The sequence below is a fragment of the Nonomuraea sp. NPDC003754 genome (assembly GCF_053605785.1).
In genome coordinates this window covers 65430-91325 of the sequence record NZ_JBSGJX010000005.1, presented here as the reverse complement: position 1 = coordinate 91325, position 25896 = coordinate 65430, and the positions used below count along the sequence as shown (strand labels likewise).

24 protein-coding genes are annotated in these 25896 nt (G+C 73.4%); 11 read left to right on the top strand and 13 right to left on the bottom strand.

What is annotated here, in order from left to right; all coding sequences use genetic code 11:
* Positions 1-5: 5 nt before the first annotated feature.
* Entirely contained in the window at positions 6-1046 is a 1041-nt protein-coding gene (locus ACWEVS_RS08380; protein WP_452550587.1) for an aldo/keto reductase, read from the top strand.
* Here ACWEVS_RS08380 and ACWEVS_RS08375 read toward each other — a convergent pair.
* Positions 1043-3568, bottom strand: a complete 2526-nt coding sequence (locus tag ACWEVS_RS08375; protein WP_452550585.1) for an ATP-dependent Clp protease ATP-binding subunit — start codon at positions 3566-3568, stop codon at positions 1043-1045. The two genes, ACWEVS_RS08380 and ACWEVS_RS08375, sit on opposite strands and share 4 nt — an antisense overlap.
* Positions 3569-3715: 147 nt before the next feature.
* Here ACWEVS_RS08375 and ACWEVS_RS08370 point away from each other — a divergent pair, with 147 nt between their 5' ends.
* Positions 3716-4579, top strand: a complete 864-nt coding sequence (locus tag ACWEVS_RS08370; RefSeq protein WP_449922419.1) for a hypothetical protein — start codon at positions 3716-3718, stop codon at positions 4577-4579.
* On the opposite strand, the gene ACWEVS_RS08365 is transcribed toward ACWEVS_RS08370, so the two are convergent.
* Positions 4558-4905 (bottom strand): MmcQ/YjbR family DNA-binding protein, encoded by a 348-nt coding sequence (locus ACWEVS_RS08365; protein ID WP_449922417.1) that lies wholly within the window; start codon positions 4903-4905, stop codon positions 4558-4560. The two genes, ACWEVS_RS08370 and ACWEVS_RS08365, sit on opposite strands and share 22 nt — an antisense overlap.
* A 52-nt stretch (positions 4906-4957) precedes the next feature.
* Between ACWEVS_RS08365 and ACWEVS_RS08360 the strand changes: the two genes are divergently transcribed.
* Positions 4958-5992: an NAD-dependent epimerase/dehydratase family protein gene (locus tag ACWEVS_RS08360; RefSeq protein WP_449922415.1), complete on the top strand. Its 1035-nt coding sequence runs from the start codon at positions 4958-4960 to the stop codon at positions 5990-5992.
* Between the two features lie 84 nt (positions 5993-6076).
* Here the strand turns inward: ACWEVS_RS08360 and ACWEVS_RS08355 are convergent, their stop codons facing one another.
* Genes ACWEVS_RS08355 through ACWEVS_RS08345 form a run of 3 tightly spaced genes read right to left on the bottom strand, consistent with a single transcriptional unit; the run spans position 6077 to position 11592 of the window.
* A complete protein-coding gene (locus tag ACWEVS_RS08355; RefSeq protein ID WP_449922413.1) occupies positions 6077-6547 on the bottom strand; it encodes a DUF6789 family protein in 471 nt (156 codons plus the stop codon).
* A 24-nt stretch (positions 6548-6571) separates the two neighbouring features.
* Complete coding sequence (locus ACWEVS_RS08350; RefSeq protein WP_452550583.1) at positions 6572-7837, bottom strand: M1 family metallopeptidase; 1266 nt, start codon at positions 7835-7837, stop codon at positions 6572-6574.
* Positions 7828-11592 carry a Pls/PosA family non-ribosomal peptide synthetase gene (locus ACWEVS_RS08345; protein WP_452550581.1) on the bottom strand — a complete coding sequence of 1255 codons (3765 nt, stop codon included), beginning with the start codon at positions 11590-11592 and terminating at the stop codon, positions 7828-7830. The genes ACWEVS_RS08350 and ACWEVS_RS08345 overlap by 10 nt, the downstream gene beginning before the upstream one ends.
* A gap of 119 nt (positions 11593-11711) precedes the next feature.
* Here ACWEVS_RS08345 and ACWEVS_RS08340 point away from each other — a divergent pair, with 119 nt between their 5' ends.
* Positions 11712-12533 (top strand): class I SAM-dependent methyltransferase, encoded by an 822-nt coding sequence (locus ACWEVS_RS08340; protein ID WP_449922407.1) that lies wholly within the window; start codon positions 11712-11714, stop codon positions 12531-12533.
* A 6-nt stretch (positions 12534-12539) separates the two neighbouring features.
* Here ACWEVS_RS08340 and ACWEVS_RS08335 read toward each other — a convergent pair whose 3' ends face one another.
* Positions 12540-12956: a hypothetical protein gene (locus ACWEVS_RS08335; protein ID WP_449922405.1), complete on the bottom strand. Its 417-nt coding sequence runs from the start codon at positions 12954-12956 to the stop codon at positions 12540-12542.
* Positions 12957-13030: 74 nt separating this feature from the next.
* On the opposite strand from ACWEVS_RS08335, the gene ACWEVS_RS08330 reads away from it, so the two are divergent.
* Positions 13031-14260, top strand: coding sequence for a lanthionine synthetase LanC family protein (locus ACWEVS_RS08330; RefSeq protein WP_452550579.1), 1230 nt, complete (start codon positions 13031-13033; stop codon positions 14258-14260).
* A 44-nt stretch (positions 14261-14304) separates the two neighbouring features.
* Here ACWEVS_RS08330 and ACWEVS_RS08325 read toward each other — a convergent pair whose 3' ends face one another.
* Positions 14305-15720, bottom strand: coding sequence for an AAA family ATPase (locus tag ACWEVS_RS08325; protein ID WP_452550578.1), 1416 nt, complete (start codon positions 15718-15720; stop codon positions 14305-14307).
* Between the two features lie 136 nt (positions 15721-15856).
* On the opposite strand from ACWEVS_RS08325, the gene ACWEVS_RS08320 reads away from it, so the two are divergent.
* Positions 15857-16378, top strand: coding sequence for a hypothetical protein (locus ACWEVS_RS08320; RefSeq protein ID WP_449922399.1), 522 nt, complete (start codon positions 15857-15859; stop codon positions 16376-16378).
* 16 nt (positions 16379-16394) lie between these two features.
* Here ACWEVS_RS08320 and ACWEVS_RS08315 read toward each other — a convergent pair whose 3' ends face one another.
* A complete protein-coding gene (locus ACWEVS_RS08315; protein ID WP_452550790.1) occupies positions 16395-17141 on the bottom strand; it encodes a nucleotidyltransferase domain-containing protein in 747 nt (248 codons plus the stop codon).
* Positions 17141-17827: a nucleotidyltransferase domain-containing protein gene (locus ACWEVS_RS08310; RefSeq protein WP_452550576.1), complete on the bottom strand. Its 687-nt coding sequence runs from the start codon at positions 17825-17827 to the stop codon at positions 17141-17143. The genes ACWEVS_RS08315 and ACWEVS_RS08310 overlap by 1 nt, the downstream gene beginning before the upstream one ends.
* Before the next feature lie 145 nt (positions 17828-17972).
* Between ACWEVS_RS08310 and ACWEVS_RS08305 the strand changes: the two genes are divergently transcribed.
* The 3 genes from ACWEVS_RS08305 to ACWEVS_RS08295 are packed head-to-tail and all read left to right on the top strand — an operon-like array spanning position 17973 to position 20695.
* Positions 17973-19778 (top strand): AMP-binding protein, encoded by a 1806-nt coding sequence (locus ACWEVS_RS08305; protein WP_452550574.1) that lies wholly within the window; start codon positions 17973-17975, stop codon positions 19776-19778.
* Positions 19779-19818: 40 nt separating this feature from the next.
* Positions 19819-20451, top strand: coding sequence for a LysE family translocator (locus ACWEVS_RS08300; protein ID WP_452550573.1), 633 nt, complete (start codon positions 19819-19821; stop codon positions 20449-20451).
* 10 nt (positions 20452-20461) lie between these two features.
* Positions 20462-20695, top strand: a complete 234-nt coding sequence (locus ACWEVS_RS08295) for a hypothetical protein (RefSeq protein ID WP_354921242.1) — start codon at positions 20462-20464, stop codon at positions 20693-20695.
* 16 nt (positions 20696-20711) lie between these two features.
* Here ACWEVS_RS08295 and ACWEVS_RS08290 read toward each other — a convergent pair whose 3' ends face one another.
* Both ACWEVS_RS08290 and ACWEVS_RS08285 read right to left on the bottom strand, forming a co-directional pair.
* Positions 20712-21863, bottom strand: a complete 1152-nt coding sequence (locus ACWEVS_RS08290) for an MFS transporter (protein ID WP_452550571.1) — start codon at positions 21861-21863, stop codon at positions 20712-20714.
* A 12-nt stretch (positions 21864-21875) separates the two neighbouring features.
* On the bottom strand, positions 21876-22370 hold the full coding sequence (locus ACWEVS_RS08285) for an FBP domain-containing protein (protein ID WP_449922390.1): 495 nt from the start codon (positions 22368-22370) through the stop codon (positions 21876-21878).
* Between the two features lie 66 nt (positions 22371-22436).
* Here ACWEVS_RS08285 and ACWEVS_RS08280 point away from each other — a divergent pair, with 66 nt between their 5' ends.
* Positions 22437-22622: a TetR-like C-terminal domain-containing protein gene (locus ACWEVS_RS08280; protein ID WP_452550569.1), complete on the top strand. Its 186-nt coding sequence runs from the start codon at positions 22437-22439 to the stop codon at positions 22620-22622.
* Between the two features lie 28 nt (positions 22623-22650).
* Here the strand turns inward: ACWEVS_RS08280 and ACWEVS_RS08275 are convergent, their stop codons facing one another.
* The gene (locus tag ACWEVS_RS08275) at positions 22651-23382 is read right to left on the bottom strand and encodes an SDR family NAD(P)-dependent oxidoreductase (protein ID WP_452550568.1); all 732 of its coding nucleotides are present in this window, start codon (positions 23380-23382) and stop codon (positions 22651-22653) included.
* Between the two features lie 83 nt (positions 23383-23465).
* Between ACWEVS_RS08275 and ACWEVS_RS08270 the strand changes: the two genes are divergently transcribed.
* Positions 23466-24044 carry a TetR/AcrR family transcriptional regulator gene (locus tag ACWEVS_RS08270; RefSeq protein ID WP_449922386.1) on the top strand — a complete coding sequence of 193 codons (579 nt, stop codon included), beginning with the start codon at positions 23466-23468 and terminating at the stop codon, positions 24042-24044.
* 102 nt (positions 24045-24146) lie between these two features.
* Here ACWEVS_RS08270 and ACWEVS_RS08265 read toward each other — a convergent pair whose 3' ends face one another.
* On the bottom strand, positions 24147-25853 hold the full coding sequence (locus ACWEVS_RS08265) for an asparagine synthase-related protein (protein WP_452550566.1): 1707 nt from the start codon (positions 25851-25853) through the stop codon (positions 24147-24149).
* Between the last annotated feature and the right edge of the window lie 43 nt (positions 25854-25896).

Here is a 25896-nt window from a genome sequence, read left to right as displayed (position 1 = left end):
GGAGAGTGACTGAATACCGCGTACTCGGCAGAACCGGTCTCAGAGTCAGCCCGCTGTGCCTCGGCGCCATGATGTTCGGCGGGTGGGGCGAGCCGTCGGTGGAGGAGTCGGCCAGGATCATCGATCGCGCCCTCGACGCGGGCGTCAACTTCATCGACACCGCCGACGTCTACTCGGCCGGCCAGTCGGAGGAGTTCGTCGGCCACGCCCTGGCCAAGTCGGGCAGGCGCGACGAGGTGGTGCTGGCCACCAAGGTGCACGGCGTGATGGGCGAGGGCCCCAACCAGCGCGGCAACTCCAGGCGCTGGATCTTCCAGGCCGTCGAGAACAGCCTGCGCAGGCTGGGCACCGACTGGATCGACCTGTACCAGATCCACCGCCCCGACCCCGACACCGACATCGAGGAGACCCTCGGCGCGCTGACCGACCTGGTACGGCAGGGCAAGATCCGCTACCTGGGCAGCTCCACGTTCCCGGCCCACCACCTGGTCGAGGCGCACTGGGCGGCCGAGCGGCGCGGTCTCGAACGGTTCGCCTGCGAGCAGCCGCCCTACTCGCTGCTGGTGCGCGGCATCGAGGCCGACGTGCTGCCCGTGGTCCAGAGCTACGGCATGGGCGCCATCGTGTGGAGCCCGCTGGCGGGCGGGTGGCTGACGGGCGCCTACCGCAAGGGCGCCGAGCTGCCGCGCTCGCGCAGGGCCGAGCGCCTGCCGGAGCGCTACGATCTGGCGCTGCCGGCCAACCAGCGCAAGCTGGAGGTGGTCGAGGCGCTGGCGCGGCTGGCCGAGGAGGCGGGGCTGACGCTGATCGAGCTGGCGCTGGCGTTCACGCTGCGGCACCCGGCGGTGACCTCGGCCATCATCGGCCCGCGGACGATGGCGCACCTGGACAGCCAGCTGCCCGCCGCGCAGGTGAGGCTGAGCGACGACGTCCTCGACCGGATCGACGAGATCGTCCCGCCGGGCGTCACGCTCAACCCCGGCGACCGGGGCTGGCAGCCGCCCGCGCTGACCGACCCCCGCCTGCGCCGCCGCCCCGCCTCCTAGAGGTCCGGGCGCCGGCCGTCCGCGCCGTGGGCGGCGAGCACCCGCAGCCGCAGCTCGCCGCCCTCCACGTCGGCCCGCACGGTGTCGCCCGGCCCCGCCTGGCCGCTCAGTACCAGCGTCGACAGCCTGTTGTCCAGCTCCCTGCGCACGGCCCGGGGCAGCGGCCGCGCGCCCCACTCGGGATGGTAGCCCTGCTCGACCAGCCAGTCCTTGGCCTGGTCGGTGACGGCCAGCTCGATGCCCCGGCCGCGCAGGCGCCGCCTGGTCCTGTCCAGCAGCAGGTCGACGATCTGGCGCAGCTGCTCTCCGTCGAGCCTGGCGAAGACGATGGTCTCGTCGACGCGGTTGAGCAGCTCGGGCCTGAGCCTCGAGGCCAACAGGTCCGTGAACCGTTCGCTGAGCGGCCCGCCGCCCTCCATGACGAGGTGGGCACCGAGGGCGCTGGTCATGATCACGACGGTGTCGGTGAAGTCGACGCTCCGGCCCCGCCCGTCGGTCAGGCGGCCGTCGCCGAGTATGCGCAGCACCAGGTTGGTCACGTCGGGGTGGGCCTTGTCGATCTCGTCGAGCAGCACGACGGCGTGCGGGCGGCGCCGGACGGCCTCGGTGAGCTGCCCGGCCTCCTCGTGGCCGGCGTACCCGGGCGGCGTGCCGGCCAGCCTGGCGACGGTGTGACGCTCCATGAACTCGCTCATGTCGATGCGCACCAGGTGGTCCTCGCCGCCGAACAGGGTCTCGGCCAGCGCTCGGGCCAGCTCGGTCTTGCCGACGCCGCTCGGGCCGAGGAACAGCAGGCCGCCGATCGGCCGGTGCGGGTCCGACAGGCCGGCCCTGGCCCGCCGTACCGCCTCGGCCACGGCGGTGACGGCCTCGTCCTGGCCGATGACGCGCTCGCGCAGGCGCTGTTCGAGCGTGATGAGCCGGGTCCGCTCGTGCTCGGTCAGCCGGGCGACCGGGATGCCGGTGCGGCGCGAGACCACCGCGGCGACGTCGGCCGCGCCGACCGAGGGCACGCCGTCCCTGTCGTGGCGGGCGCCCGTCAGCCGGGGTTCGAGGGCCTCGATCTCGGCCGTGAGCTGTTTGGCCCGGTCGAAGTCGTCGCCGGTGACCGCCTGGTCCTTGTCCCTGCGCAGGGACGCCAGCCGTTCCTCCAGCTCGCGCACGTCGGCGGGAGGCGTACGGGCGCGCAGCCGCACCCTGGCGGCGGCCTGGTCCATCAGGTCGACGGCCTTGTCGGGCAGGAACCGGTCGTCGATGTGGCGGGCCGACAGCGTGGCGGCCGCCTCGAGCGCCTCGTCGGTGATGCGGACCTGGTGGTGGGCCTCGTAGGCGTCGCGCAGGCCGCGCAGGATCTCCACCGTCTGCGCCACGGTCGGCTCGGGGACGAGCACCGGCTGGAAGGTGCGTTCGAGGGCGGTGTCCTTCTCGAGGGTCGCGCGGTACTCGTCGATCGTGGTGGCGGCGATGACGTGCAGCTCGCCGCGGGCCAGGGCGGGCCTGAGCACGCCGGCCGCCGCCGTGCCGCCCTCCCCGGGGCCCGCGGCCGTGCCGCCTCCGACCGGGCCCCCGAGCCCGCTGCCGGTCGCCGGACCCGCGCCGGCCAGGGTGTGGACCCCGTCGACGAAGACCACGATCCCGTCGGCGTGCGCGCGCACCTCGTCGACGACCTTCCTGACGCGCTCCTCGACCTCGCCGCGGTACCGGGCCCCCGCCACCAGGCCGGTCAGGTCGAGGGCGATGACGCGGCGGTCCTTCAGCGTGTCGGGCACGCCGCCGTTGACGATGCGCTGGGCGATGCCCTCGACGACGGCGGTCTTGCCGACGCCCGGCTCGCCGATGAGGACGGGGTTGTTCCTGGTACGGCGCGAGAGCACCTCGATGGCCTGCTCGATCTCCTCCTCGCGGCCGACGACGGGGTCGATGTCGCCCTGCCTGGCCGCCTCGGTCAGGTCCCTGCCGTACTCGTCGAGCGCGGGCGTGCCGCCCGTCCCGCCGGTGACGTCCGCCGCCGGGCGCCCGATGGCCGCCTGCCGCAGATCGCCGGGCGAGAGCCCCTGCTCGGCCAGCAGGCGGGCGGCGGCGGAGTCGGGATGGGCGGCCAGCGCGAGCAGCAGGTGCTCGGGGCCGATGTAGGAGGCGCCGAGGGCGCGCGAGATGCGCTGGGCGTCGAGAACGGCCCGCTTGGCGGCGGGGGAGAGGGCGGCGGGCGGCTCGCCCGGTGTCGCGCCGCGGGCCATGCCCTCGATGCGGTCGCGCAGCTTGCCGAGATCGGCGCCGGCGGCCGACAGCAGTCCGCGTGCCGGATCGTCCTGGGTGGCGGCGGCCAGCAGGTCGAGCTCGTCCAGGTCGGTCGCGCCGCGGTGGGCCGCCGTCTCGACCGCGCGGGCGAGCAGCGCCCTGGCCGGTTCGCTGAGCAGCCTGCCCACGTCGACCCGCTGGACGCTGGGATGCCTGGGGGGCCACGCGTCCGTGCCGGCACCGAAGGCCCGCCCGGTGAGCTGCTCGAATCCCCTGAACGGCATATCCGACATAAATAGCCGATTGCCTGACATTTCCCCGTGCAAGCCCAGGGGGTGGCAAAGTCCTACCGACCGGCCCGGCCAGGCCGGCGTACTCGGGCCCCGGCCGCCTGGGGAGGCGGTCGGTCAAGATCTGGTAGACATGGGCGGGTGCGAACCAAGCCCTGGGCGGCCGTGGCGGCCGCCGTACCCCTGCTCGCCGCGACCCCCGCGACCCTCGCGACGGCCGAGGTCCAGCCGAGGATCCCGCCGGGCACGACGGCCGCGTACGTGGTCTTCGACCGGGTGGCGGGGAAGATCGTCGCCCACCGCCTGGCGCACCGGGCCTTCAGGTCGGCCTCCGTGGTCAAGATCCTGATCGCGATCGACTTCCTGGAGCGGACGGCCCGGCCGGCGGGCCGCGACCTGGCCTCGCTCAAGATCATGCTGCGCTCCAGCGACGACGACGCGGCCTCGGCCCTGTGGGACAGGGGCGGCAAGGGGCAGATCATCACGCGGATGTCCAGGAAGCTGGGCCTGGCCGACACCGGCCCGCCGCCCGCCCACAAACCGGGCTTCTGGGGCTACACCTCGCTCAGCGCCTACGACGTCGCCAGGACCTACCGCTACCTCATGGACCGGGCCGACGCCAGGGTCCGCGACCTCGTCGTCGGACACCTGCGCCAGGCCACCCCCTGCGGCACCGACGGCTTCGACCAGTACTTCGGCATCCCGCGCGGCCTGCCGAAGCCGTGGGCGGTCAAGCAGGGCTGGTCGGGCTTCGGCACCGTGCCGCCGGTCAGGTGCTCGCCCACGGGGGCGGGCGGCGCGCTGGTCACCCCGCGGACGCAGGTGCTCCGGCCGCTGGTGCCCGACCTCGGCAGGCCCGTCCTGCACACCACGGGCCTGGTCGGCGCGGGCGACCGGCTGATCTTCGTGCTGCTCACCGCGCACCCGGCGGGCGGCGGGTGGAACGACTCGGTCAAGCGCACCACGACCCTGGCGCGCGACCTCTACCGCAGCGTCTCCAGGTAGGCGGCGTAGACCTTCTTCGGCACGCACATCCGCCACGCCTCGGTCACCAGCTCGCGCATCTCGGGCACGTCGAGGGCGGCCATCCGCGCCTCCACCCAGTGGAAGCGCAGGTCGCTCTCGCGCGGCAGGAGGAATGTGCCCGGCTCGGCGGCCACCAGCGCCTCGCGCTCCTCCTTGGGGAAACCGAACCCCATGATCGTCTCGTCGCGGGAGAAGGCGACGTAGACGATGGAGCCCACCCGGAACTTCACCCGGTCGTGGATCAGGTGCTCGGAGGAGCGGGGCAGTCGCGAAGCCAGGGCGCGCACGTCGTCGACGGTGACCATCCAGCCAATCTAGCGCCGGTTTGATCCCTTGGCGCCGGGGCAGTCGCGGTTCATGAGAGTCATCGTGGTCGGCGCGACGGGCAACGTCGGCACCAGCGTCCTGCAGGCACTCGAGGCCGAACCCCTCGTCACCTCCATCGTCGGCGTCGCGCGCCGCCGCCCCCGCTGGAGCCCGGGGCCCAAGACCTTCTGGCGTGCCGCCGACGTGGCTGAGGAGGACCTGACCGCGGTGTTCGAGGGCGCGGACGCGGTCGTGCACCTGGCGTGGCTGTTCCAGCCGACCCGTGACCCGCTCACCACCTGGCGGGCCAACGTCCTGGGCAGCATGTCGGTCTTCCGCTCCGTCGCCCAGGCCAGGGTGCCCACCCTGGTCCACGCCTCCTCCGTCGGCGCCTACTCGCCCGGCCCCAAGGAGGACGCCGTGGACGAGTCGTGGCCCACCCACGGCTGGCCCCGCGCCGCCTACGGCAGGGAGAAGGCCTACGTCGAGCGCGTCCTCGACGTGTTCGAGCGCGACCACCCGGACATCAGGGTCGTCAGGATGCGTCCGGCGTTCATCTTCAAGAAGGAGGCGGCCAGCGAGCAGCGGCGGCTGTTCGGCGGGCCGTTCGTGCCCGGCCGGATGATGCGCCGCGCGCCTCTCATCCCCGACATCCCGGGCCTGCGGGTGCAGGCGCTGCACGCGGCCGACGCCGCCCAGGCCTACCGGCTGGCCATCGTCTCCGACGTCTCCGGGGCGTTCAACCTCGCCGCCGAACCCGTCCTCGGCCCTCCCGAGCTGGCCGGGCTGTTCGGTGCCCGCCTGGTGCCGATGTCGCCGTGGCTGGCCAGGACCGCGGTGGCGGCCGGCTGGCACGCCCGTCTCATCCCCGCCAGCCCCGGCCTGCTGGAGATGGCGCTCAACCTGCCCATCATGGACACCACCCGGGCGCGCACCGAGCTGGGCTGGCAGCCGGCGTACGGTGCCACGCAGGCGATGCGCGAGATGCTCGACGGCCTGGCGGAGGGCGAGGGCATGGACACCCCGCCCCTGGCGCCCGGCCACCTGCGCACGGAGTTCACGACCGGGGTCGGCGCCCGGCCGTGACGCCCGAGTAGACGCCCAGCAGACCCTCAAGAGATCCCCAGGAGATCCCCGAAGCCCGTGGGCCCTGGAGCCATGGCCGGGGTCTCACGGCGCCGGCGGCGTCTCCTGTTCCTGCGCCCGGCGGTTCCGGTGGCGCAGGGACGCGGCCAGCACCGAGCCGAACACGACATGACCGAGCGCCATCACCAGCTGCCGGCCGGGCTGGTCGCGATGGGCGGGCGGCAGCCGGGTCAGCGACGGCACCCAGCCCTCGTAGCTGGCCAGCCAGATCGCCAGCCCGTAGGCCACGCCGACCGGCAGCGGCGCCCCCCTGCCACGGGTCACGAGCGCCAGCAGCGCGCCCGCGCCGGCGCCGAAGGCGTAGTGGGCCAGCACCGCCATCGGCTTCTCGCCCGGCTTGGGCCGGTGCGGATGGCCGGGCAGCAGCGCGCGAGTGATGTGCTTGGGCGGGTGCTCGCGCATCAGCCCCACCTTGTCGCCGGCGAGCATGACCGCGCTCATCGCCGTCGTGGCGGTCGTCCCGGCGAACGCACCTCTGACCAGTTGGCTCATCATGGAGTGCCGCCTGCCCTGGCCGGCTCAGCGGAAACGGGGGAGCGTCCTGCCGTACAGCCAGCCGGAGAACACCGGCTCGAGCGAGCGGGAGGTGTGGCGCTGCGCGTGGGCCACGAACTCCTCGGTCGTGACGGTGCCGTGACGGTGCTCGGAGGTCCACGCGCGCACCATCCCGAAGAACGCCGGATCGCCCATCTCCTCGCGCAGCCGGTGCACCGTGAGCGCCCCCCGCTTGTAGACACGGTCGTCGAACAGGCGGCGCGGGCCTGGATCGGCGAGCGTGAAGTCCTGCGGCATGACGGCCAGGTGCTGGTGCCAGCGCCTGGCGTGCGCGGAGGCGGGCTCGCCGCCCGAAGCCTCCGACCACAGCCACTCGGCGTAGGCGGCGAAGCCCTCGTGCAGCCAGATGTCGCTCCAGCTCCCGATCGTCAGGCTGTTGCCGAACCACTGGTGAGCCAGCTCGTGCGCCACCAGCCGCTCGAAGCCGCGCCTGCCGTCGACATGGTTACGGCCGAAGATCGACATGCCCTGCGCCTCGATCGGGATCTCCAGGTCGTCGTCGGCGACGACCGCGGTGTAGCCGTCGAACGGGTAGGGGCCGAACCTGTCGCTGAACAGTGCCAGCATCTCGCCCTGACGGCCGAAGTCGTACCTGGCGCGGGCGGCGAGCCTGGCGGGGCAGGCCAGCCCGTCACCGAGCTGGTAGCGGCCGATCTGCACGCTGGCCAGATACGTGGCCATCGGGTCGGTGCGGGAGAAGACCCAGGTCGTGTCGCCGCCCGAGCGCCGCTTGAGCACCAGCGCGCCGTTGGTCAGCACCTGGTACGGCGAGGCCGTCGTCACCGTCATGGTGTAGGTGGCCTTGTCGCCGGGCCTGTCGTTGCACGGGAACCACGACGGCGCGCCGATCGGCTGGCTGGCCACCAGCGCGCCGTCGGTCAGCTCCTCCCAGCCCACGCCGCCGAACGGGCTGGAGACCGGCCGTGGCTTGCCCGCGTAGGAGACCTCGACGCCGAACGCCGTCCCGCCCTGGCGCACCCGGCCGAGCGGCACTCTCAGCTTGCCCGCCCGGTGGGCGTGGCGGACGCGGACGCCGTCGACCTTGACCGCGTTCACCGTGAACGGGCCCAGATCGAGCGCCAGTTCGGTGACCGGCTCCGCGGCCTCGACCGACAGCGTGGCCAGGCCGGCCAGCCAGTTCGTCGAGACGCGGTAGCGCAGGTCGAGGTCGTAGTGCGTGACGCCGAAGCGCGGATCGCCGTGCCCGGGGAAGTAGGGGGTCACCGCCATGGCGAGATGGGGTTGCCGAACCAGCGCGTCCCCTCGGGCACGTTCTCTCCCCGCATCACCAGTGAGGCGGGGCCGACCGTGGCGTGCGCGCCGATCGTGGCGGCGGGCAGCACGACCCCGTGAGGGCCGAGTGTAGCGCCCGCGCCCAGCTCGACGGTGTCGATGCTCATGACGCGATCGTGGAACAGGTGCGTCTGCAGCACGCAGCCGCGGTTGACGCACGCGCCGTCGCCGAGGCTCACCAGGTCGGCTTCGGGCAGCCAGTAGGTGTGGCAGGAGACGCCGCGGCCGATGCGCGCCCCGAGCGAGCGCAACCACACGTTCAACGGCGCGGTGCCCAGCCACGGGTCGGCGAACCACGGCGCGGCCAGCACCTCGACGAAGTTGTCCGCCAGCTCGTTGCGCCACACGAACGAGCTCCACAGCGGCCGGTCGCCGGCGGTGATCCGGCCCAGCAGCGCCCACTTGGCCAGGCTCGCCACCGAGGCGGCCACGACGCCCGCCACCAGGAGCACCACGCCGCTCAGCAGGGCCGCGGCGGCCATGCCGTACCGCGAGGCGATCCACAGCAGGGCGCCCGCGCTCAGCGCGGCCAGCGCGGTCGTGCAGGTGGCGGGCAGCAGGCGGCACAGCTCGACCAGCGCGCGGGCGGCCTTGAGCCGCGCGGGCGGGTCGTAGGTGCGGCTGCGGTCGCCCTCCTGGCTGGTACGGCGCAGCTTCACCGGCGGCATGCCCAGGTAGGACGAGCCCGACTTGGCCTTCTTCGGCGTCGCCGACAGCACGCCGACCAGGCCGTCCTTGGGCACCTTGCGGCCCGCCGCGGTCATGCCGGAGTTGCCGAGGAAGGCGCGCTTGCCGATGCGGGCCTCGGCGATGCGCATCCACCCGCCGTCCAACTCGTAGGGGGCGACCATGGTGTCGTCGGCCAGGAACGCACCGTCGCCGACCGAGGTCATGGACGGCAGCGCGAGCACCGTGGACAGCTCGGCGTCGCGGCCCACCCTCATGCCGAGGGCGCGCAGCCATCCCGGGGTCAGGATGCTGGCATACAGCGGGAACAGCCACACCCTGGCGGCGGCCATCAGCCTGCCGGTCGCCCACGCCTGCCAGGCGGGACGGCTGTGCACGGGGTACCGGCCCGGGTGCAGGCAGATCGCCAGCAGCCGCACACCCACCAGCGTCACCAGCGCGTAAGCCGCCATCCCCGCGACCGTCGCCACGGGTAGCGCCCACATCGTGCCGGCGGCCGTCAGCACCGCCAGCCCGGCGCCGACCCCGAGTGCGGGCAGCAGGCTCAGCGCCACGGCCGTCAGCGCGTACACGCCCACCCAGAATCGCGACCTGGGCGGCCGCTCCTCGACTTTGCGGGCCTTGCCCTGCCTGGTGGCGGGCACGCCCGCCCACCGCGTGCCTGCGGGGACCGCGCCCCTGACGGCCGAGCCGGGCGCGACCTGCGCGTGCTTGCCGATCTTGGTGCCTGGCAGCAGCGTCGAGCGGGAGCCCACCGACGCGCCGGCGCCGATCCTGATCTCGCCCACGCGCACCTGGTCGCCGTCGTACCACACCCCGCTCAGGTCGACCTCGGGCTCGACGGAGGCGCCCCTGCCGATCCTGAGCATGCCGGTGACCGGCGGCGCCGAGTGCAGGTCGGCGTCCGCGCCGACCTGCGCGCCCAGCAGCCTGGCGTACCACGACATCAGCGGCGCGCTGCCCAGGTCGGGCAGCCCCAGCCTGGCCGCGAACTGCTCGGCGAACCACAACCTGACGTGGACGGCCCCGCCACGCGGATGGCGCCCCGGCGTGAGGCCGCGCAGCACCAGCCGGGCGACGGCCGCCGACAGCACGAGCCGGCCCGGCGGCGACAGCAGCACCAGCGCGCCCGCCGCGACCCACCACCACGACAGCACCGGCGCCCACAGCAGGTTGGCCAGCGCCGCCACCACGACCAGGAAGCGCAAGCCCGTCACGGTCATCAGCGGCACCATGAGCGCCGCCTGCGCCAGCGAGGCGCGCACCGGCATCGGTGCGATCTCGCGCGCCGGGCCCTGGGCCTCCTGCGGCTCCTCGTCGCCCAGCAACGCCACGAGCGCGCCGAACGTCGAGTGCTCGTAGAGGTCGGCGACGGTCACCTCGGGATGGCGGACGCGCAGCGCCGACACCAGCCGGGCCGCGGCCAGGCTGCCGCCGCCCTCGGTGAAGAAGTCGCTCTCGGGACCCTCGGGCGCCACGCCCAGCACGGCCGCCCACTGCTCGGCCGCCCAGCCGCGCTGCGCCTGCCGCCGGGGCAGCGGCCACGGCAGCGCGTCACGGTCGATCTTGCCGGAGGTCCGGGTCGGCAGGTCGTCGACGATCGCCAGCCTGGGTACGAGCGCTGCGGGCAGCCGGTCTTGCAGCAGGTCCCTGGCCTCGGCCGGGTCGAAGCCGTCCGCCACGACGAGGTAGCCGACCAGGAGCTGGCCGCGCACGGCCGCGGCCGCGCCCGCCACGCCCGGCAACGCCTGAAGGGCCGCGTCCACCTCGCCGAGTTCGATGCGCCGCCCGCCCAGCTTGACCTGCTCGTCGGCGCGACCGGCGAAGACCAGCCCCTCGGGTTCGGCACGCACGAGGTCGCCGCTGCGGTAGGCGCGCTCCCAGCCCAGGCTGGGCAGCGGCGCGTACTTCTCGGCGTCCTTGACGGGGTCCAGGTAGCGGGCCAGGCCGACCCCGCCGATGATCAGTTCGCCGGTGCCGCCCATCGGGACGGGCTCGCCCCGCTCGTCGACGACCGCCAGGTCCCAGCCGTCCAGCGGCAGCCCGATCCTGACCGGGCCCTCGCCGGTCATCAGCGCGGCGCTCGCCACGACCGTGGCCTCGGTGGGGCCGTAGGTGTTCCAGACCTGCCTGCCGGGCACGGCCAGCCGTGCCGCCAGTTCGGGAGGGCAGGCCTCGCCGCCGAAGATGAGCAGGCGGACCTCGTCGAGCGTCTCGGCCGGCCACAGGGCCGCCAGCGTCGGCACCGTCGAGACGACGGTGATGCCGTGGGCGACCAGCCACGGGCCGAGGTCCATGCCGGTGCGCACCAGCGATCTCGGGGCGGCGACCAGGCACGCGCCGTGCCGCCAGGCCAGCCACATCTCCTCGCAGGAGGCGTCGAAGGCCACCGACAGACCGGCCAGCACGCGGTCGCCCGGACCGAGCGGGCGGTCGGCGAGGAACAGGCCGGCTTCGGCGTCGACGAACGCGGCGGCGTTGCGATGGGTGACCGCCACACCCTTGGGTTTGCCTGTCGAGCCCGAGGTGAAGATGATCCACGCGTCGTCGTCGATCGCCGGCCTGCCGCCCCGCGCTCCTGAGGCGGGCTCGCCGAACACGGTGACCTTGTCGGTGACGACCGCGCGCACGTCCGCCTCGGAGAAGACCAGCTCGGCCCGCTCGTCGGGATCGTCGGCGTCCACCGGCACGTAGGCCGCGCCCGCGGTCAGGACGGCCAGGATCGTGACGTAGAGGTCGATCGTGCCCGACGGCACCCGCACGCCCACCCTGTCGCCGCGCCGTACCCCCGCCTCGGCCAGCTCGCCGGCCAGCCGCGCCACGCGCGCGCCGAGCTCGCGGTAGGTCACCGAGACCTCCCCGTCGTCGAGCGCGGGCGCGTCGGGGTGGGCCGCCGTCGTGGTGTCGAGGATGTCGAGCAGGGTGCGCGGCGGCGGCGCCGAGCGGCCCGCGGCGTAGACGGCGCGGGTGGCGAGCTCCTGCTGGGCGACCACGGACAGTAACAAGGCGCAACTCCTGAGATCGACGGCAACAGGACGCAACGTGGCATTGTGCTGCGCTATTCCCTGGTCCATGAGGCTTCTCCCGACACTGTCTCGTGATATGAGACATATGTTCTCGGAATATGGGAATACCGATAGTGTGCGACACCATGAACGCCGTCTACACCCACGGTCACCATGAGTCGGTGCTGCGCTCCCACCGCTGGCGCACCGCAGAGAACTCGGCCGCCTACCTGCTGCCGCATCTGAAGCCGCACATGAAGGTCCTCGACGTCGGCGCCGGGCCCGGCACCATCAGCGCGGACCTGGCCGCCCTGGTCGGCCACCTGACCGTCTCGGAGGTCTCCACCGAGGCGCTGGAGCTGGCCAGGGCGGAGGTGACGGCGCGCGGCCTGACCAACGTCGACTTCGCCGTCGCCGACGTGCACGCGCTCGACCATCCCGACGACACCTTCTGCGTCGTCCACGCCCACCAGGTGCTGCAGCATGTCGGCGACCCGGTCCAGGCCCTGCGCGAGATGCGGCGCGTCACCAAGCCGGGTGGATACGTCGCGGTCCGCGACAGCGACTACGCCGCCTTCGCCTGGTATCCGAGACTGCCGGAGCTGGATTCCTGGATGGAGCTCTACCAGCGGGTCGCCAGGGCCAACGGCGGCGAACCCGACGCCGGGCGGCGGCTGCTGTCGTGGGCCCGCGCGGCCGGTTTCACCGACATCACCGCCACCTCCTCCACCTGGTGCTTCTCCACCGAGGAGGACCGGCGCTGGTGGGGCGGGATGTGGGCGGAGCGAATCCTGCGCTCCGACATGGCGCGCCAGGCGCTGGCGTCGGGCGCGGCCACCGAGGCCGACCTGCGGCGGATCTCGGACGGCTGGCGCGCATGGGCGGACTCGGCCGACGGCTGGATCTCGATCCTGCACGGCGAGCTCGTCTGCCGTGCATGAACGGCGTTAGACGCCCAGCGTGCGGGCCCTTTCCCAGGCCGGGTCGCGATGCAGCACCACCTCGGTGCCGTCGAGGAGCTCGTCGGGGGCCGACACCATCACGATCTCGCCCGCGGCCTCCAGCTCCAGGAGCAGGTCGCGCACCCGCGGACCCACGGGCAGGCGTCCGGCGGGCAGGTCGAGCATCGCCCTGACGGTGTCGGCGACCTGCGACAGGTGGAAGGGGCCGCGCGCCTGCCGTACGAGGTCGCGGACGACGGGCAGCGTGATGAGCTGCTCGGCCTCGAGATGGGCCAGCTGCCAGATCAGCTGCTCGCGGCGGCGCCCGGTCCCCGCGCACGCCCGGCACGCGCGGGTCACGCCGGGCACGATCTCCTCCTGCGCCGAGCCCAGGCAGGCGGTGCACATGTCATCGTTCGTCATCGCCCACACTGTACTAAACCACATTAAACCTATTGGGTTTGCGGGTTATTGGGTGCGGTGGGAGACTGATGGTCATGAGCCCGATCGAGGCCCCTGTGCAGGCCGCCGTCGCGGCCGCGCAGTGGATCCGCGCGTGCGCCGTCGACGACGCCCGGGGCCGCCACTGGCACGCAGGCGAACGCGCCGCGCTCCCGCACCGGCCCGCCTCGCTCTACTCGGGCGCGGCCGGCATCGTGCTGTTCTTCCTCGAGCTGGCCGCCGCCACCGGCGACGACTCCTACCTGGAGGACGCCGCCGAGGGCGCCCGCTACCTGGCCGCCGTCTGGCCCGAGCAGCGCGACCCCACCTTCCACGACGGCCTGGCCGGCGTGGTGTTCGCGCTGGCCGAGGCGGGCTGGGCCATCGACGACGCCTTCACCGTCGCCGCCGCGCGCGCCGCCGACCGGCTGGCCGCCGCCGGCCCCGCCTGGACGGGCGATCCGTGCCAGCGCGGCGACGGCGGCATCATCCTCACCCTGCTGCACGCCTCCGCCCTGCTCGGCGAGCCCGCCTACGAGCGCGTCGCCGTCGAGGCGGGCCTGCGCGCCGCCGACCTGCCCGTGCCGGGCCACCGCTTCGGCGCCGAGCCGCCCGCCGACCTGCCCGTCGACGCCGTCACCCCCGGCTTCCTGTCCGGTACGGCCGGCACCGCCTTCCTCCTGGCCCGCCTCCACGCGGTGACCGGCGACCGGCGCTTCCACGACGCGGCCGCCAGAGGCGCCGGCTTCGTCAAGGCGATCAGCGAGGTCAACGGCTCGTGCGCGCTGGTGCCCCACCACCTCCCGCAAGGCCGCCACCTGCACTACCTCGGCTTCTGCTCCGGCTCGGCGGGCGTGGCCAGGATGTTCCACGAACTGGGCGACAACGACTGGGTGGAGCGCCTGGCCCACGGCATCCTCACCAGCGGCGTGCCGTACCGGCGCACTCCCGGGTTCTGGGAGGTCATGTGCCAGTGCTGCGGCGCGGCCGGGCTGCTGGAACTGTTCGTCGGGCTGTGGGCGGCCACCGGCGAGCAGGCGTACCGGGCCTTCGCCCTGACCCTGGGCGAGCACCTGGTCGGCGCGGCGCGCGAAGGCCGGTGGTGGCAGGCATACCGCAGGCTGCGGCCCGCCGAGATCACCGCCGACACCGGCTACATGGTGGGCGCGGCCGGCATCGGCGCGGCGCTGCTGCACCTGGACGCGGCCGAGCGCGGCGACAGCCGCAGGCTCATCCTGCTGCCGGACAACCCCTTCCCGCTGACGGTGTGGTCGGGGCTGTCCTGACGTGGGCGGTCAGCAGAACCGCGAGGCGGTCCTGACGTGGGCGGTCAGCAGAACCGCGAGGCGGTCCTGGCCTGCCGCCCGTCGCCGCCCGCGCCGAGCAGGGAGCGGGTCAGCGCCTGCTCGTCGCCCGACATCGCCGCGAAGGCGGCGTCGAAGTGCGTGTCGGTCAGCGCGTGCTCGCCCGACCTGATCGCCAGCAGGATCACCCGGCGCAGCAACTCCTTGACGAAGGCCGCCGTCACGCCCTCGGTCGCCGCGACCACCTTGGCGACGTCCGCCTCGACTGGCCGGTTCCTGGCGTACAGGCGGATCAGCCGCTCCCTGTCGGCCCCGGACGGCGGTGGCACCTCCACCGCCAGATCCACCCGGCCGGGCCGCTGCACCAGCGCCTTCTCCAGCGTCTCGACCCTGTTGGTGGTCAGCACGAACGACACGTCGGCGTCGCCGGTGATGCCGTCCATCGCATCCAGCAGCGAGAACAGCAGCGGCGAGGTCTCGAAGTGGCTGCGGTCCTCGGCGATCAGGTCGACGTCCTCGATCACCACGACGGACGGCTGCAGCTTGCGGGCCAGCGCGACCGCGTAATCGAGGTGGCGCATCCCGGGGCCCGACATCAGGATCGCGGTGTGCTCGCGCAGCCTGCCCACCAGGTAGCGCACGGTGTGGGTCTTGCCGGTGCCGGGCGGGCCGTACAGGAGCAGGCCCCTGCGCAGGTGCTGCCCGGCCTCGATCAGCTGCTCCTTCACCGCCGCGATGCCGACGACGTGGTCCTCGACCGCGGCGAGGCGCCCCTCCGGCAGCACCACCTCCTCGGCCGCCAGCTCCGGCCTGGGCAGGAAGGTGAGCAGCTCGTTCTCCTTGTGCTCGCTGAAGCCGAAGCTCATCACCTGGCACCTGAACGGGTCGTGCCGGCGCTTGAGCCGTTCGATCTCGTCGCGCGTGGCCGAGGCGGCGGTCCTGGAGGAGGACAGGACGGTCAGCATCGAGTGCCCCTGGTAGTCGTCGACGCTGGTGACCACCAGCACCACGGGCGTGCCGTCCGGCGCCCGGCTGGCCACCATGCCGAGCTGGACCACCTCCATGCTCTCGGCGGGCCCGACCGGGGCGCTGCCGTAGTCGGGCCTGCCGAGCAGGCGGCTGCCGTCGCGCAGGGCGTAGAGCAGCATGTTGATGACGCTCTCCCAACGGCGTTCGCCGCCCATCACGCCGAACCACTCGGCGCCGGGGGAACGGGCGGCCAGATAGCGGTCCGTGCCGGCCTGCAGCCCGGCGTGCTCCCACAGGCGGTACTTCGCCTCCACCACGACCGCCTCCGACAGCGAGCAGCCCAGATGCCCGGTCACCCTGGCGACCAGCGGGGAGGCGGCGTTGTCCTCGACGATCCTGGTGGACACGGCGTCGTAGACCTTGGCGAGGCTCACGGCGAGCGCCTGGGCGGCGCGGTGATCGAGATCAGTCACCCGCACACTGTCGCAGGCTCCCGCCGGCATGGCATGAGTAGCCCGTACTCACCCGATCACATCGGCGCCCGCGTGAACCAGATGCGCGATGTGGTCATCAAACCGGGAAAAGGACTCATGACGACGGAGGATCACCATGACGCACACGGTTGCCACGAGGCTGGGCCGCTCGCTGCTGGTCGCCGCGCTCGCCGGCGGGGTGCTGCTGGCGGCGGCGCCTGCCGCCACCGCCGAGCCGGCCCTGCGCGCGGGGGAGAAGCTGGGCCCGTCCGGCTTCGGCGGCGTCCGGCTGGGGATGAGCGCCAAGGAGGCCAGGGCCACGGGGGCGATCGTGCCCAAGACGCGGGGTGGCAGTTGCTCGGGCTGGGACCTGAAGGCGCACCCGTCCGGCCAGGACCGGGTCGGGCTCTACATCTCCAAGAAGCTGGGCGTGGCCGTGATCTTCGCGCCCGAAGGGGTCACGACGCCCCAGGGCATCGGCCTCGGCTCGACCGGCAAGCAGCTGAAGGCGGCCTACCCCAAGCTGAAGCGGGCCGCCAGCGGCTTCCCCGTCGTCAAGGTCCCCGGCAACCCGAAGGCCTCCTACTACTTCCTGCTGTCCGACGACAAGATCTACGAGATGGGCCTGGTGCTCACCGACCAGGACTGCGTCAACTAGGGACCGGCCAGGAGCGTCAGGCTCGCGGCGACAGGTCGGCGAGCCGCGCCCGCACCACCAGGTCGTGCAGGGCCTCGCCCGCCGTGGCCGCCTCGGGCAGGCGCGAGGCCTCACGCTCACGCTCCAGGCGCGCCGTCATCCGCGCCACGTCGTCGGCGGCCGACGTCAGCGCCGGCGCGGGCCCGTGCTCGGCCTCCCGCTTGGCCGCCACCAGCTCGGGCAGGTAGGCGGGGCCGTACTCCAGCAGCCTGGTCAGGTCCGTCTCCAGGGTTCCGGTCCGCATCAGGTGGATGCCGGTGGCCAGGACCCTGAAGGTGTACAGCAGCGGCTTGAGCTCGCCGGTCCTGCCGAACAGCCGCCACTGGGTGCGCGCGAACCCCAGGTAGTGGTGGGCGTGGTTGCGGGTCACGCACGCCGGGGCGAGCGCGACCAACTCCTCGTGCACCGGCGAGGAGAGCACCACCAGCGGGGACAGCAGCTGCTCCAGCACGTACCCGTTGCGCCGCAGCAGCAGCCCGCAGAACTTCACCAGGTCGTGCGTGACCAGGTCGACCTCGACCCCCGAACGGGTCCACGACCTGTCGATGGTCTCCCGGCCGACCCGCAGCCCGACGACCTGCTCGACCGGCAGCACGTGCACGCCGCGCAGGTCGACGTCGGAGTCGGCCGAGGGGAACCCGTACAGGTGGGCGCCGCTGACCGTCGCGAACGCCAGCGGGTACGGCTGCTCGCCGGCCACCTCGGCCAGCCAGGAAGGAAGCATCACAGGCCGGCCCTCCGCACCTCGACCAGGAACTCCTCGACCGTCGCGCGGTCGGCCGCGGCGGGCAGCACGCTGTGCGGCGCCGCCCGCTCGAAGGCGGACATCAGCGCGGCGCGCCACTCCGACAGCTCCTCCCACGACAGCCGGCCCTCACGCACGTCGAGCAGCCGCCGGCGGTGGGCGCTCATGTCGACCAGCGGCTCGCCACGCTCGACCAGGTGGATGCCGCTCAACAGCAGCCTGATCATGTGCATGGCCTGCTTCCACCTGGGGGCGGCCGGGTCGAGCCGGCGGAACTGCGCGTCGGCGTACCGCGCGAACGTGGCGTGGGCCCGGCGCGACAGGAACGCCCCGCGCAGGTCCAGCAGCCGCCGGCCCATCGGGGTGACCACCTCGGCCAGCGGCGACCACAGCGTCTCCAGCACCGTGGGGTTGGCCTCCAGCGCCAGCGCGCAGAACCGCTCCACCTCCCACGAGAACTGCTCGGCCAGCGGCCCGTCACGGTGGGTGGGCGGCTTGTCCAGCCGCCAGAACGCCTCGGTGGGCGCCACGAAAACGCCCCTTCTGTCGGTGTCGGAGGCCGTGGTGTGGAGCCCGTAGGCCCGCGACCCGACGATCACCGACAGGATCAGGTCGTCTCCGCCCAGCTCCCCCGGCCCGCGGCCCGCAGCGGTGTCGTCGTCCAAGGGGCACCTCCTCGCCGGGCACGGAAAATCTTGATCGTGCACCCTATCGCCCGGTCTCGGCTGGTGTCGCCCGGGATACGGCCCCGTCCCGCCGACCGGCCCCGGAGGGTTGCGCCTGCCCGCCCCGCCCTGATCTGATCGATGGGTGAGCGAGCTCGACTGGGGCGCCGCCGCCCGCGCGATCACCTGGGACGTCGAACCGCGCACCGTCTTCGCCGACGGGCGCTGGTTCCCCGACGGGCGGCTCAACACCTGCTTCAACGCCCTCGACCGGCACGTGGCCGCCGGCCGGGGCGAGCAGGCCGCGCTCATCTACGACAGTCCCGTCACCGGGGTCAAACGCACCTACACCTACGCCGGGTTGCGCGACGAGGTGGCCAAGGCCGCGGGCATGCTGCGCGAGCTGGGGGTGGGCAAGGGCGACACGGTCGTCGTCTACATGCCGATGGTGCCGGAGGCGGCCGTCGCGATGCTGGCCTGCGCCAGGCTCGGCGCCGTCCACTCGGTGGTGTTCGGCGGGTTCGCCGCGGCCGAGCTGGCCGTCCGCATCGACCACGCCAGGCCCAAGGTCGTGCTCAGCGCCTCGTGCGGGATCGAGGTCAGCAGGGTCGTGCCGTACGCGCCGCTGCTGGAGGCGGCGCTGGAGCAGGCCGCCCACCGGCCCGACGCCGTCGTCGTCCTGCAGCGGCCCGAGCATCCCGCCGAGCTGGGCCGAGGCTGGCACGACTGGGCCGGTTTCGACAGCGAGCCTGCCGGTTGCGTGAGCGTCGCGGCGACCGACCCGCTCTACGTCCTCTACACCTCCGGCACCACCGGCGCGCCCAAGGGGGTGCTGCGCGACAACGGCGGCCACGCCGTCGCGCTGCACTGGAGCATGTCGCACATCTACGGGGCGGCCCCCGGCGAGGTCTTCTGGGCCGCCTCCGACGTCGGCTGGGTGGTCGGCCACTCCTACATCGTCTACGGGCCGCTGCTGGCCGGATGCACCAGCGTGCTGTACGAGGGCAAGCCGGTCGGCACCCCCGACCCGGGGGCGTTCTGGCGCGTGGTCGCCGAGCACGACGTGCGCACGCTGTTCACCGCGCCCACCGCGATCCGCGCCATCAAGAAGGAGGACCCGGAAGGGTCCTACCTGCGCAAGCACAACCTGCGCCATCTGTTCCTCGCCGGCGAGCGGCTGGACCCCGACACCTACCACTGGGCCACCGGCCTGCTGGAGGTGCCGGTGATCGATCACTGGTGGCAGACCGAGACCGGCTGGCCGGTGGCCGCCAACTGCGTCGGCATCGAGACCCTGCCGATCAAGCCGGGCTCGCCCACCAAGCCCGTTCCCGGCTTCGACGTGCGCATCCTCGACCCCGCCGGACGCGAGTGCCCGCCGGGCGTCGAAGGCGCCGTGGTGATCAAGCTGCCGCTGCCGCCGGGCTGCCTGCCCACCCTCTACCGCGACGACGAGCGCTTCCACGCCGCCTACCTGTCGCGCTTCCCCGGCTACTACCTGACCGGCGACGGCGGCTACATCGACGACGACGGCTACCTGTTCGTCATGGGCCGCACCGACGACGTCATCAACGTGGCCGGCCACCGGCTGTCGACGGGGGCGATGGAAGAGGTCATCTCCGCGCACCCCGACGTGGCCGAGTGCGCGGTGATCGGCGTCGCCGACGAGCTGAAGGGTCAGCTGCCGCTCGGTCTGGTGGTGCTCAAGGCGGGGGTGAACCGGCCCGAGCACGAGGTGGAGGCCGAGCTGGTCGCCCTCATCAGACAGCGGATCGGCCCGGTGGCCGCCTTCCGCAGGGCGGTGGTCGTGGCCCGGCTGCCCAAGACGCGGTCGGGCAAGATCCTGCGCGGCACCATGCGGGCCATCGCCGCGGGCGACGACTACCCGGTGCCCTCGACGATCGAGGACCCGGTCGTGCTGGAGGAGATCGCCGGGGTGCTCGGCCGGTAAAGGCGTTGCCGTCCCGGAGCGGCGACGTCAGGATCGGGACATGTATCTGATCGCTTTCATCGGAGCGTGCGTCCTCGTGGCGATGGTGCCGGGGGTGAGCACCGCGGTCATCCTGCGCCAGACGATCAGGTCGGGCAGGGGCTCGGGGCTGGCGGCCACGCTCGGCAACGAGACGGGCATCCTGCTGTGGGCGCTGGCAGCCGCCTTCGGCCTGTCGGCGCTCGTGCTGGCCTCCGAGCTGGCCTACGACGTCATGCGCCTGGCCGGCGCGGCGGTCCTGATCTGGATGGGCGTGCAGTCGCTGCGCCGCAAGCACCCGGGTGACCTTCCCGGTGACCTCGCCGGGGAGGTCACCGGGGTCAAGGCCGTCGACGGGTGGCGCAGGTCCTATCTGGCGGGGTTCGGCACGTGCCTGGCCAACCCGAAGGCGGCGGTGTTCGCGATGTCGTTCCTGCCGCAGTTCGTGCCGGAGGGGCAGGACGTGCCGCTGACGCTGGTCACGCTCGCCGTGGTGTGGGTGCTGGTCGACACCCTCTGGTACGGAGCCGTCATCTGGGCGGTGGCCAAGGCCAGGGTGGTGCTGGGGCGGCCCGCCGTACGGCGCCGCCTGGAGCAGGCCTCCGGCGTGGTCCTGATCGCGCTGGGCGTGCGGCTGGTGGCCGAGGCCAGATAGCGTGGTCGGTATGACGGACGACCTGGCCACCCTGGTGCGGCAGACGGAGGACGACGATCCGCTCCTGGCGCTGCGGGCCACCGCGGCGCTGCGCCGCGAGATCGAGCGCATGGAGGCGGTCCAGGTGCGCAGGGCCCGCAACAAGGGGCTGGCCTGGTCGGTGATCGCCGAGGCGGTCGGCGTGACCAAGCAGGCCGTCCACAAGAAGCACGGCGGGCGGGGCCTGCTCGGCGGAGGGGCGTAGCCGCCCGGGCTCGAATCTACTTTGTAAAGGGCCGGGGCCGGAGCGACACCGCCGAAGCCGACATGAACAGGCAGCAGGCGACCGGTATCGCCAGCGCGAGCGGCAGCCCGGCCAGCTCGGCGACGCCGCCGATGATCACCGGTCCGAGCATGAGGCCGGCGTAGCCGAGCGTCGCGACCTGGGCGATCGCCGCCCCGGCCCGCGCGGGGTCGTGGTTGCCGGCCGCGGAGAACACCTGCGGCACCATGGTGGCCAGACCCAGGCCGAACAGGGCGAACCCGGCGATGGCCGCGACCGGCTCGGCCACCAGCAGCGCGAGGCCGAGCCCCGACGCGGCCAGCAGGCCCGACCAGCGCACCAGCGCGACGGGGCCGCACCACAGCGCGAGCCGGTCGCCGGCGAAGCGGCCCAGCGTCATGGCGGTGGAGAAGGCCGCGAACGCGATGGCCGCGAGAGCGGTCGCCGCGCCGAGCTCCTCGTGCAGGTAGACGGCGCTCCAGTCGCCCGCCGATCCTTCGCCGAGCAGCCCGGCGAAGGCCATCGCGCCCATGAACACCACCCGGCCGTGCCACCCGAACCCCGCCCGCCCGACCCTGCGCCGGTCTTGGCGGCCGGGCGCGGACGGCAGCAGCCAGGACCTCACCAGGACCGCGAGAGCCGCCAGGGGGACGGTGACCGCGGTGAAGGTGAGGCCGGGGGACAGCCCCAGCCACGCCGACAGCGCGCCGGCCGCGGCGCCGAGCAGCCCGCCCGCGCTGTACATGCCGTGGAAGGAGGACATCAGCGGCCGGCCGTAGGCGCGCTCGACCTCGACCGCGTGGGTGTTCATGGACACGTCGAGCGAGGCGTTGAGCAGGCCCCACACGAACAGGGTGCCGACGAGGACGGCGAGGCCGGGGGCGGAGCCGGCGGGGATCATCGCCAGGGCGCAGGCCGCCCCCGCGGGGGCGACGACCCTGGCGCTGCCGAGGCGGTCGGTCAGCCGTCCCGCGAACTGCATCCCGACGACCAGGCCGACGGCGACGGCGAGCAGGGCCAGGCTGAGCTGTCCGTCACTGAGGTGCAGCGACTGCTTGACGGTCGGGATGCGGGCGGCCCACACCCCTGAGACGATGCCGAGCAGGGCGAAGGAGAAGCAGACGGCGATCCTGGCCCGGCGTGCGATCACGTTGTGAGTCTGTCAGACGAGCACCTTGGCGACGAAGTCCGCGAGCTTGCCGCGGGTGCGCTCGATCTGCTCCTCCATCGACAGCGACTCCTCCATCCTGCCGCCCGGGTCGGGGCTCTTCAGGCCGCGCACGTACAGCGAACAGGCCAGGTCGGCGCAGATGTGGACGCCGACGGAGTTGTTCTGCCGTCCCGCCTCGCCGGCCCTGCGCGCCGTCATCAGCGAGACGCCCGTGCCGGGGTGCGTCGTCAGGCACAACGAGCACATGCTGCGCTGCAGGAACCCGCGCTGCTGGGTGGGAAGCCTGAGCGCCACGCCGACGAGCCCGCCGTCGTGCTCGGCCACGATGTAGCTGCGCTCGGGCGCGCCGGGGTCGCGCCAGCCGAGGAAGTCCAGGTCCTCCCACGGCCGGTCGGTGAGATCACGTGGAACGGCCAGGCGCTTGGCCTCGCCTTTGGAACAATTGACGAACGACGCGCGAATGGCCTGTTCGGTGAGCTGTTTCATGCGTCGAACGGTACATTTTCCTAGGATCATTAGGCAAAACCTTTTAGGGATTCAGATGGGCGTGCGATGCTGCGCGGCTACGGCCTGTCCGAGCCCGGCCTGACCGGCGCGGTGCACGTGGTGCGCAGCGCCTTCCACGGCTTCGTGAGCCTCGAGGCGACCGGCGGCTTCGGCCATCCGCGCGATGTCGCGGCGTCGTGGGAGCGCGCCATCGGCGCCGTCCACGCGACGCTGGAGCGCCGGCCCGGCTGATCGGGACCGCTCAGGCGGTTCAGGCGGATCAAGCGGTGGTGCCCGCGTCGACGGTGACGGCGGCGCCGGTGATGTTCCTGCCGCCTTCGCCCGCCAGATGGGCGACCGTCGCGGCGATGTCGCGGGGGTCGCAGTAGCGGCCCAGCGCGGTGTACGCGCGCTCCTGCTCGGCCTCGGGGCTGTCGGCCGGGTTCATCTCGGTGTCGGTCGAGCCCGGGTGGACGAGGTTGACGGTGATGCCGCGCGGGCCCAGGTCTCTTGCCAGCCCCTTGGTCAGGCCGATCAGCGCGGACTTGCTCATCGCGTAGAGCGTCCATCCGGGGTAGGGCACCCGCTCGGCCAGGCTGCTGCCGATGCTGATGATCCGCCCGCCGCTTCCCATGTGCCTGGCGGCGGCCTGGGCCAGGACGAACGCGGCGCGCGCGTGGACGGCCATCGTGGTGTCGACCTCCTCCAGCGTCACCTGCTCCAGCGGGCCGAACGGGGCGATGCCGGCGTTGTTGACCAGGACGTCGAGGCGGCCGAAGGCGGTGACCGTACGGTCGACGGCCGCGACCAGCTGGGCGGCGTCGGTGGCCGCCGCCTCCAGGGCCAGCCCGCGGCGCCCGGTGGCCTCGACGCGCCGGACGACGGCGGCGGCGCGCTCGGCCGAGTGGGCGTAGGTGACGACCACGTCGGCGCCGTCGGCGGCCAGCCTCTCGGCGATGGCGGCGCCGATGCCCCGGCTTCCTCCGGTGACGAGCGCGACTCTGTGCGGCATGAGTTCTCCTTATCCGGAACCTGTTCCGGTTGAGCATAAAGCGGAACGGGTTCCGGTTGCAAGGGGTCCAGTAGCCTGTGATCGTGAACGCCGTCGCCAACCGGCGCGAGCGGGTCGACGCCGCTCGCAACCGGGTCAAGATCCTCACCGCCGCCGCCGGCATCGTGGCCGCGAAGGGCGTCGAAGGGCTGTCCATGGCGGAGGTGGCCGCGGCGGCTGGGGTGGGCGTCGGCACGCTCTACCGGCGCTTCGGCGACCGCTCAGGGCTGGCGTACGCGCTGATCGATGAGCGCGAGCGGGAGTTCCAGGAGGCGTTCCTCGAGGGGCCGCCGCCGCTCGGGCCCGGCGCCGCCCCGCCGGAGCGGATCCGCGCGTTCCTGCACGGCCTGACCGACAGGACGGTGGAGCAGCTGGACCTGCTGCTGATGGCGGAGACAGCGGCGCCGCTGGCCAGGTTCGGCGGCGCGTACGCCGCCCACCACACCCACCTGTCGATGCTCATCGCGCAGGCCAGGCCGGGTGCCGACGGCTACGTGCTGGCCGACGCGCTGCTGGCGCCGCTGGCCGCGCCGCTGCTGGCCCACCGGCTGCGGGCGTGCGGGGTGACGGCCGAGCGGGTGAAGGCCGGGCTGGACGACCTGCTGGCCGCCTTCACGACCTGACCGGCCGCCTGCTCGACTTGACTGGGCACCTGCGTGGCCTGACCGCCACCGTGCCGGACGGCGCCGTGTCCGCGGAAACCCGCGCACCGGCGCGTACCGGCCTCACAGCGCCGCCCGGGGCCGCTGGGCCCGCACGTGCAGCATCTCGCGGGAGGGGGGCAGCGGCCGGGTGGGGTCGGTGGCCAGCAGGCTCGCCACCGTGTACAGGTGCCAGACGAGCGGCGCCTTGGTGAGCCTGCCGCCCTCGAACAGCGCGGGCACCTTGTCCAGCCGCACGATCTGGCCGAGACCGGACGACGACATGATCGTCCGCTCCAGTTCCCTGGCGATCTCCTCGCCCGGTTCGGCACGCCAGTTCCACGGCTTGGCCTGCTTGGACGGCAGCCGCTGCGCCCTGCTCCACAGCCGGGCGAGGCGCCCTTCGGACCTGAAGCGCCACTGCCCTCCCTCCAGCGGCACCGCCGCCAGCGCCGGCGCGAACATCTTGATCAGCTTGTGGACCAGGCGCTCCGAACGCCGGAACCCCGGATCGAGCGCGAGCGCGGCGGCGACCACCCGGTTGTCCAGGAACGGCTGCACGGGCGTCCCCCTGCGCAGCATGGCCGCGCGGGAGGCCGCGTGCCAGCGGCCCACCCGGAAGCGTAGATACAGGTGGTCGGGCACGTGCAGGGTGTCCGAGCGCCAGGCCAGCTCCTCGGCGTGGGCGTTGGCCGCGTCGGTGAACAGGGCGCGGTGGGCCAGGAACAGCGACTGGGTCTTGCGCCGCACCGCCTCCGGCGTGGCCTCCTCCATGCCCGACAGGTAGCCGCCGCGCAGGATCTCCCCGTTGTGCCCGCCCAGCGAAGGGCGCCGGCTGTAGGGGCCGTCGCCGGTGATGTTCTCGTAGGCCGACAGCATGCCCTCGCACACCCGCAGCACGTTCTGGACGCGGTCGGCGGGATGGGCCACCCGCAGCTCGCTGCGCGGCGTCAGCGACGGGGCCTGCACCTCGTGCTCGATGCCGAGCGCCGCGGCCACCTGGCGGGCCACCACCACGTCGGGGTGGTCGTCGAAGCCGGAGGTGACCGCGTGGAACGGGATCCCCGCCGCGTGCAGCAGGGCCGCGACCAGGCGGCTGTCCCTGCCGCCGGTGAGCGTCAGCCGTACCGGGTCGGGTGTCTGCAGCAGCGGCTCCACCGCCGCGAGCATCCCGGCGGCGACCCGCTGCGTCCCGGTACGGCTCTCGCCCTCGGGCAGCGGGTCGGTGGTGACGGTCAGCCGCTCGCCCGCGACCAGCAGGGAGGCGGGCGGCAGCGACCGGACGCCGGCGTAGGGCGTCTCCTCCGACAGGAAGTAGCCCTGGCGGGCGACCGACTGCAAGGCGGGCACGTCGTGGCGGACCTCGCCGAAGGCGGCCAGCCGTACCAGCAGGGCCCGGTTGCCTGCCACGTGGAGGTCGCCCGTCTGAGCGTAGTAGACCGGGTCGGCGGGGGCGAGCGACGTCGAGGCGCTGAAGCCGTGCTCGCCGGCCCGGAAGAGGGCGAAGCAGCCTGGCTCGCCGGCCGCGGGGCCGTCCAGCGTGCGCGGGTCGCCCGGGTGGTGGCCCGCGACCGCGGTGACGCCGTCGGGGGTCGCGATCGGCGCCCAGTCCGGCTCGTTGGTCCAGGCCAGCAGGTGGACGCCGCCGTGCGAAGCCTGCCACTCGGCGGCGCGGACGCGCTCCGGCCTGCTGGGGAAGGCCGCGCCGATCGCGTCCTTGGCCCGCTGGACGGCCTGCCGTACGGCCTCGCGCTGGTGCGGCTTCCCGGCCACGACAAGAAAGACCCTCATGATGCCCCCGGAGGTTGATGCCTTTCTAGGTATCCGCCGATGC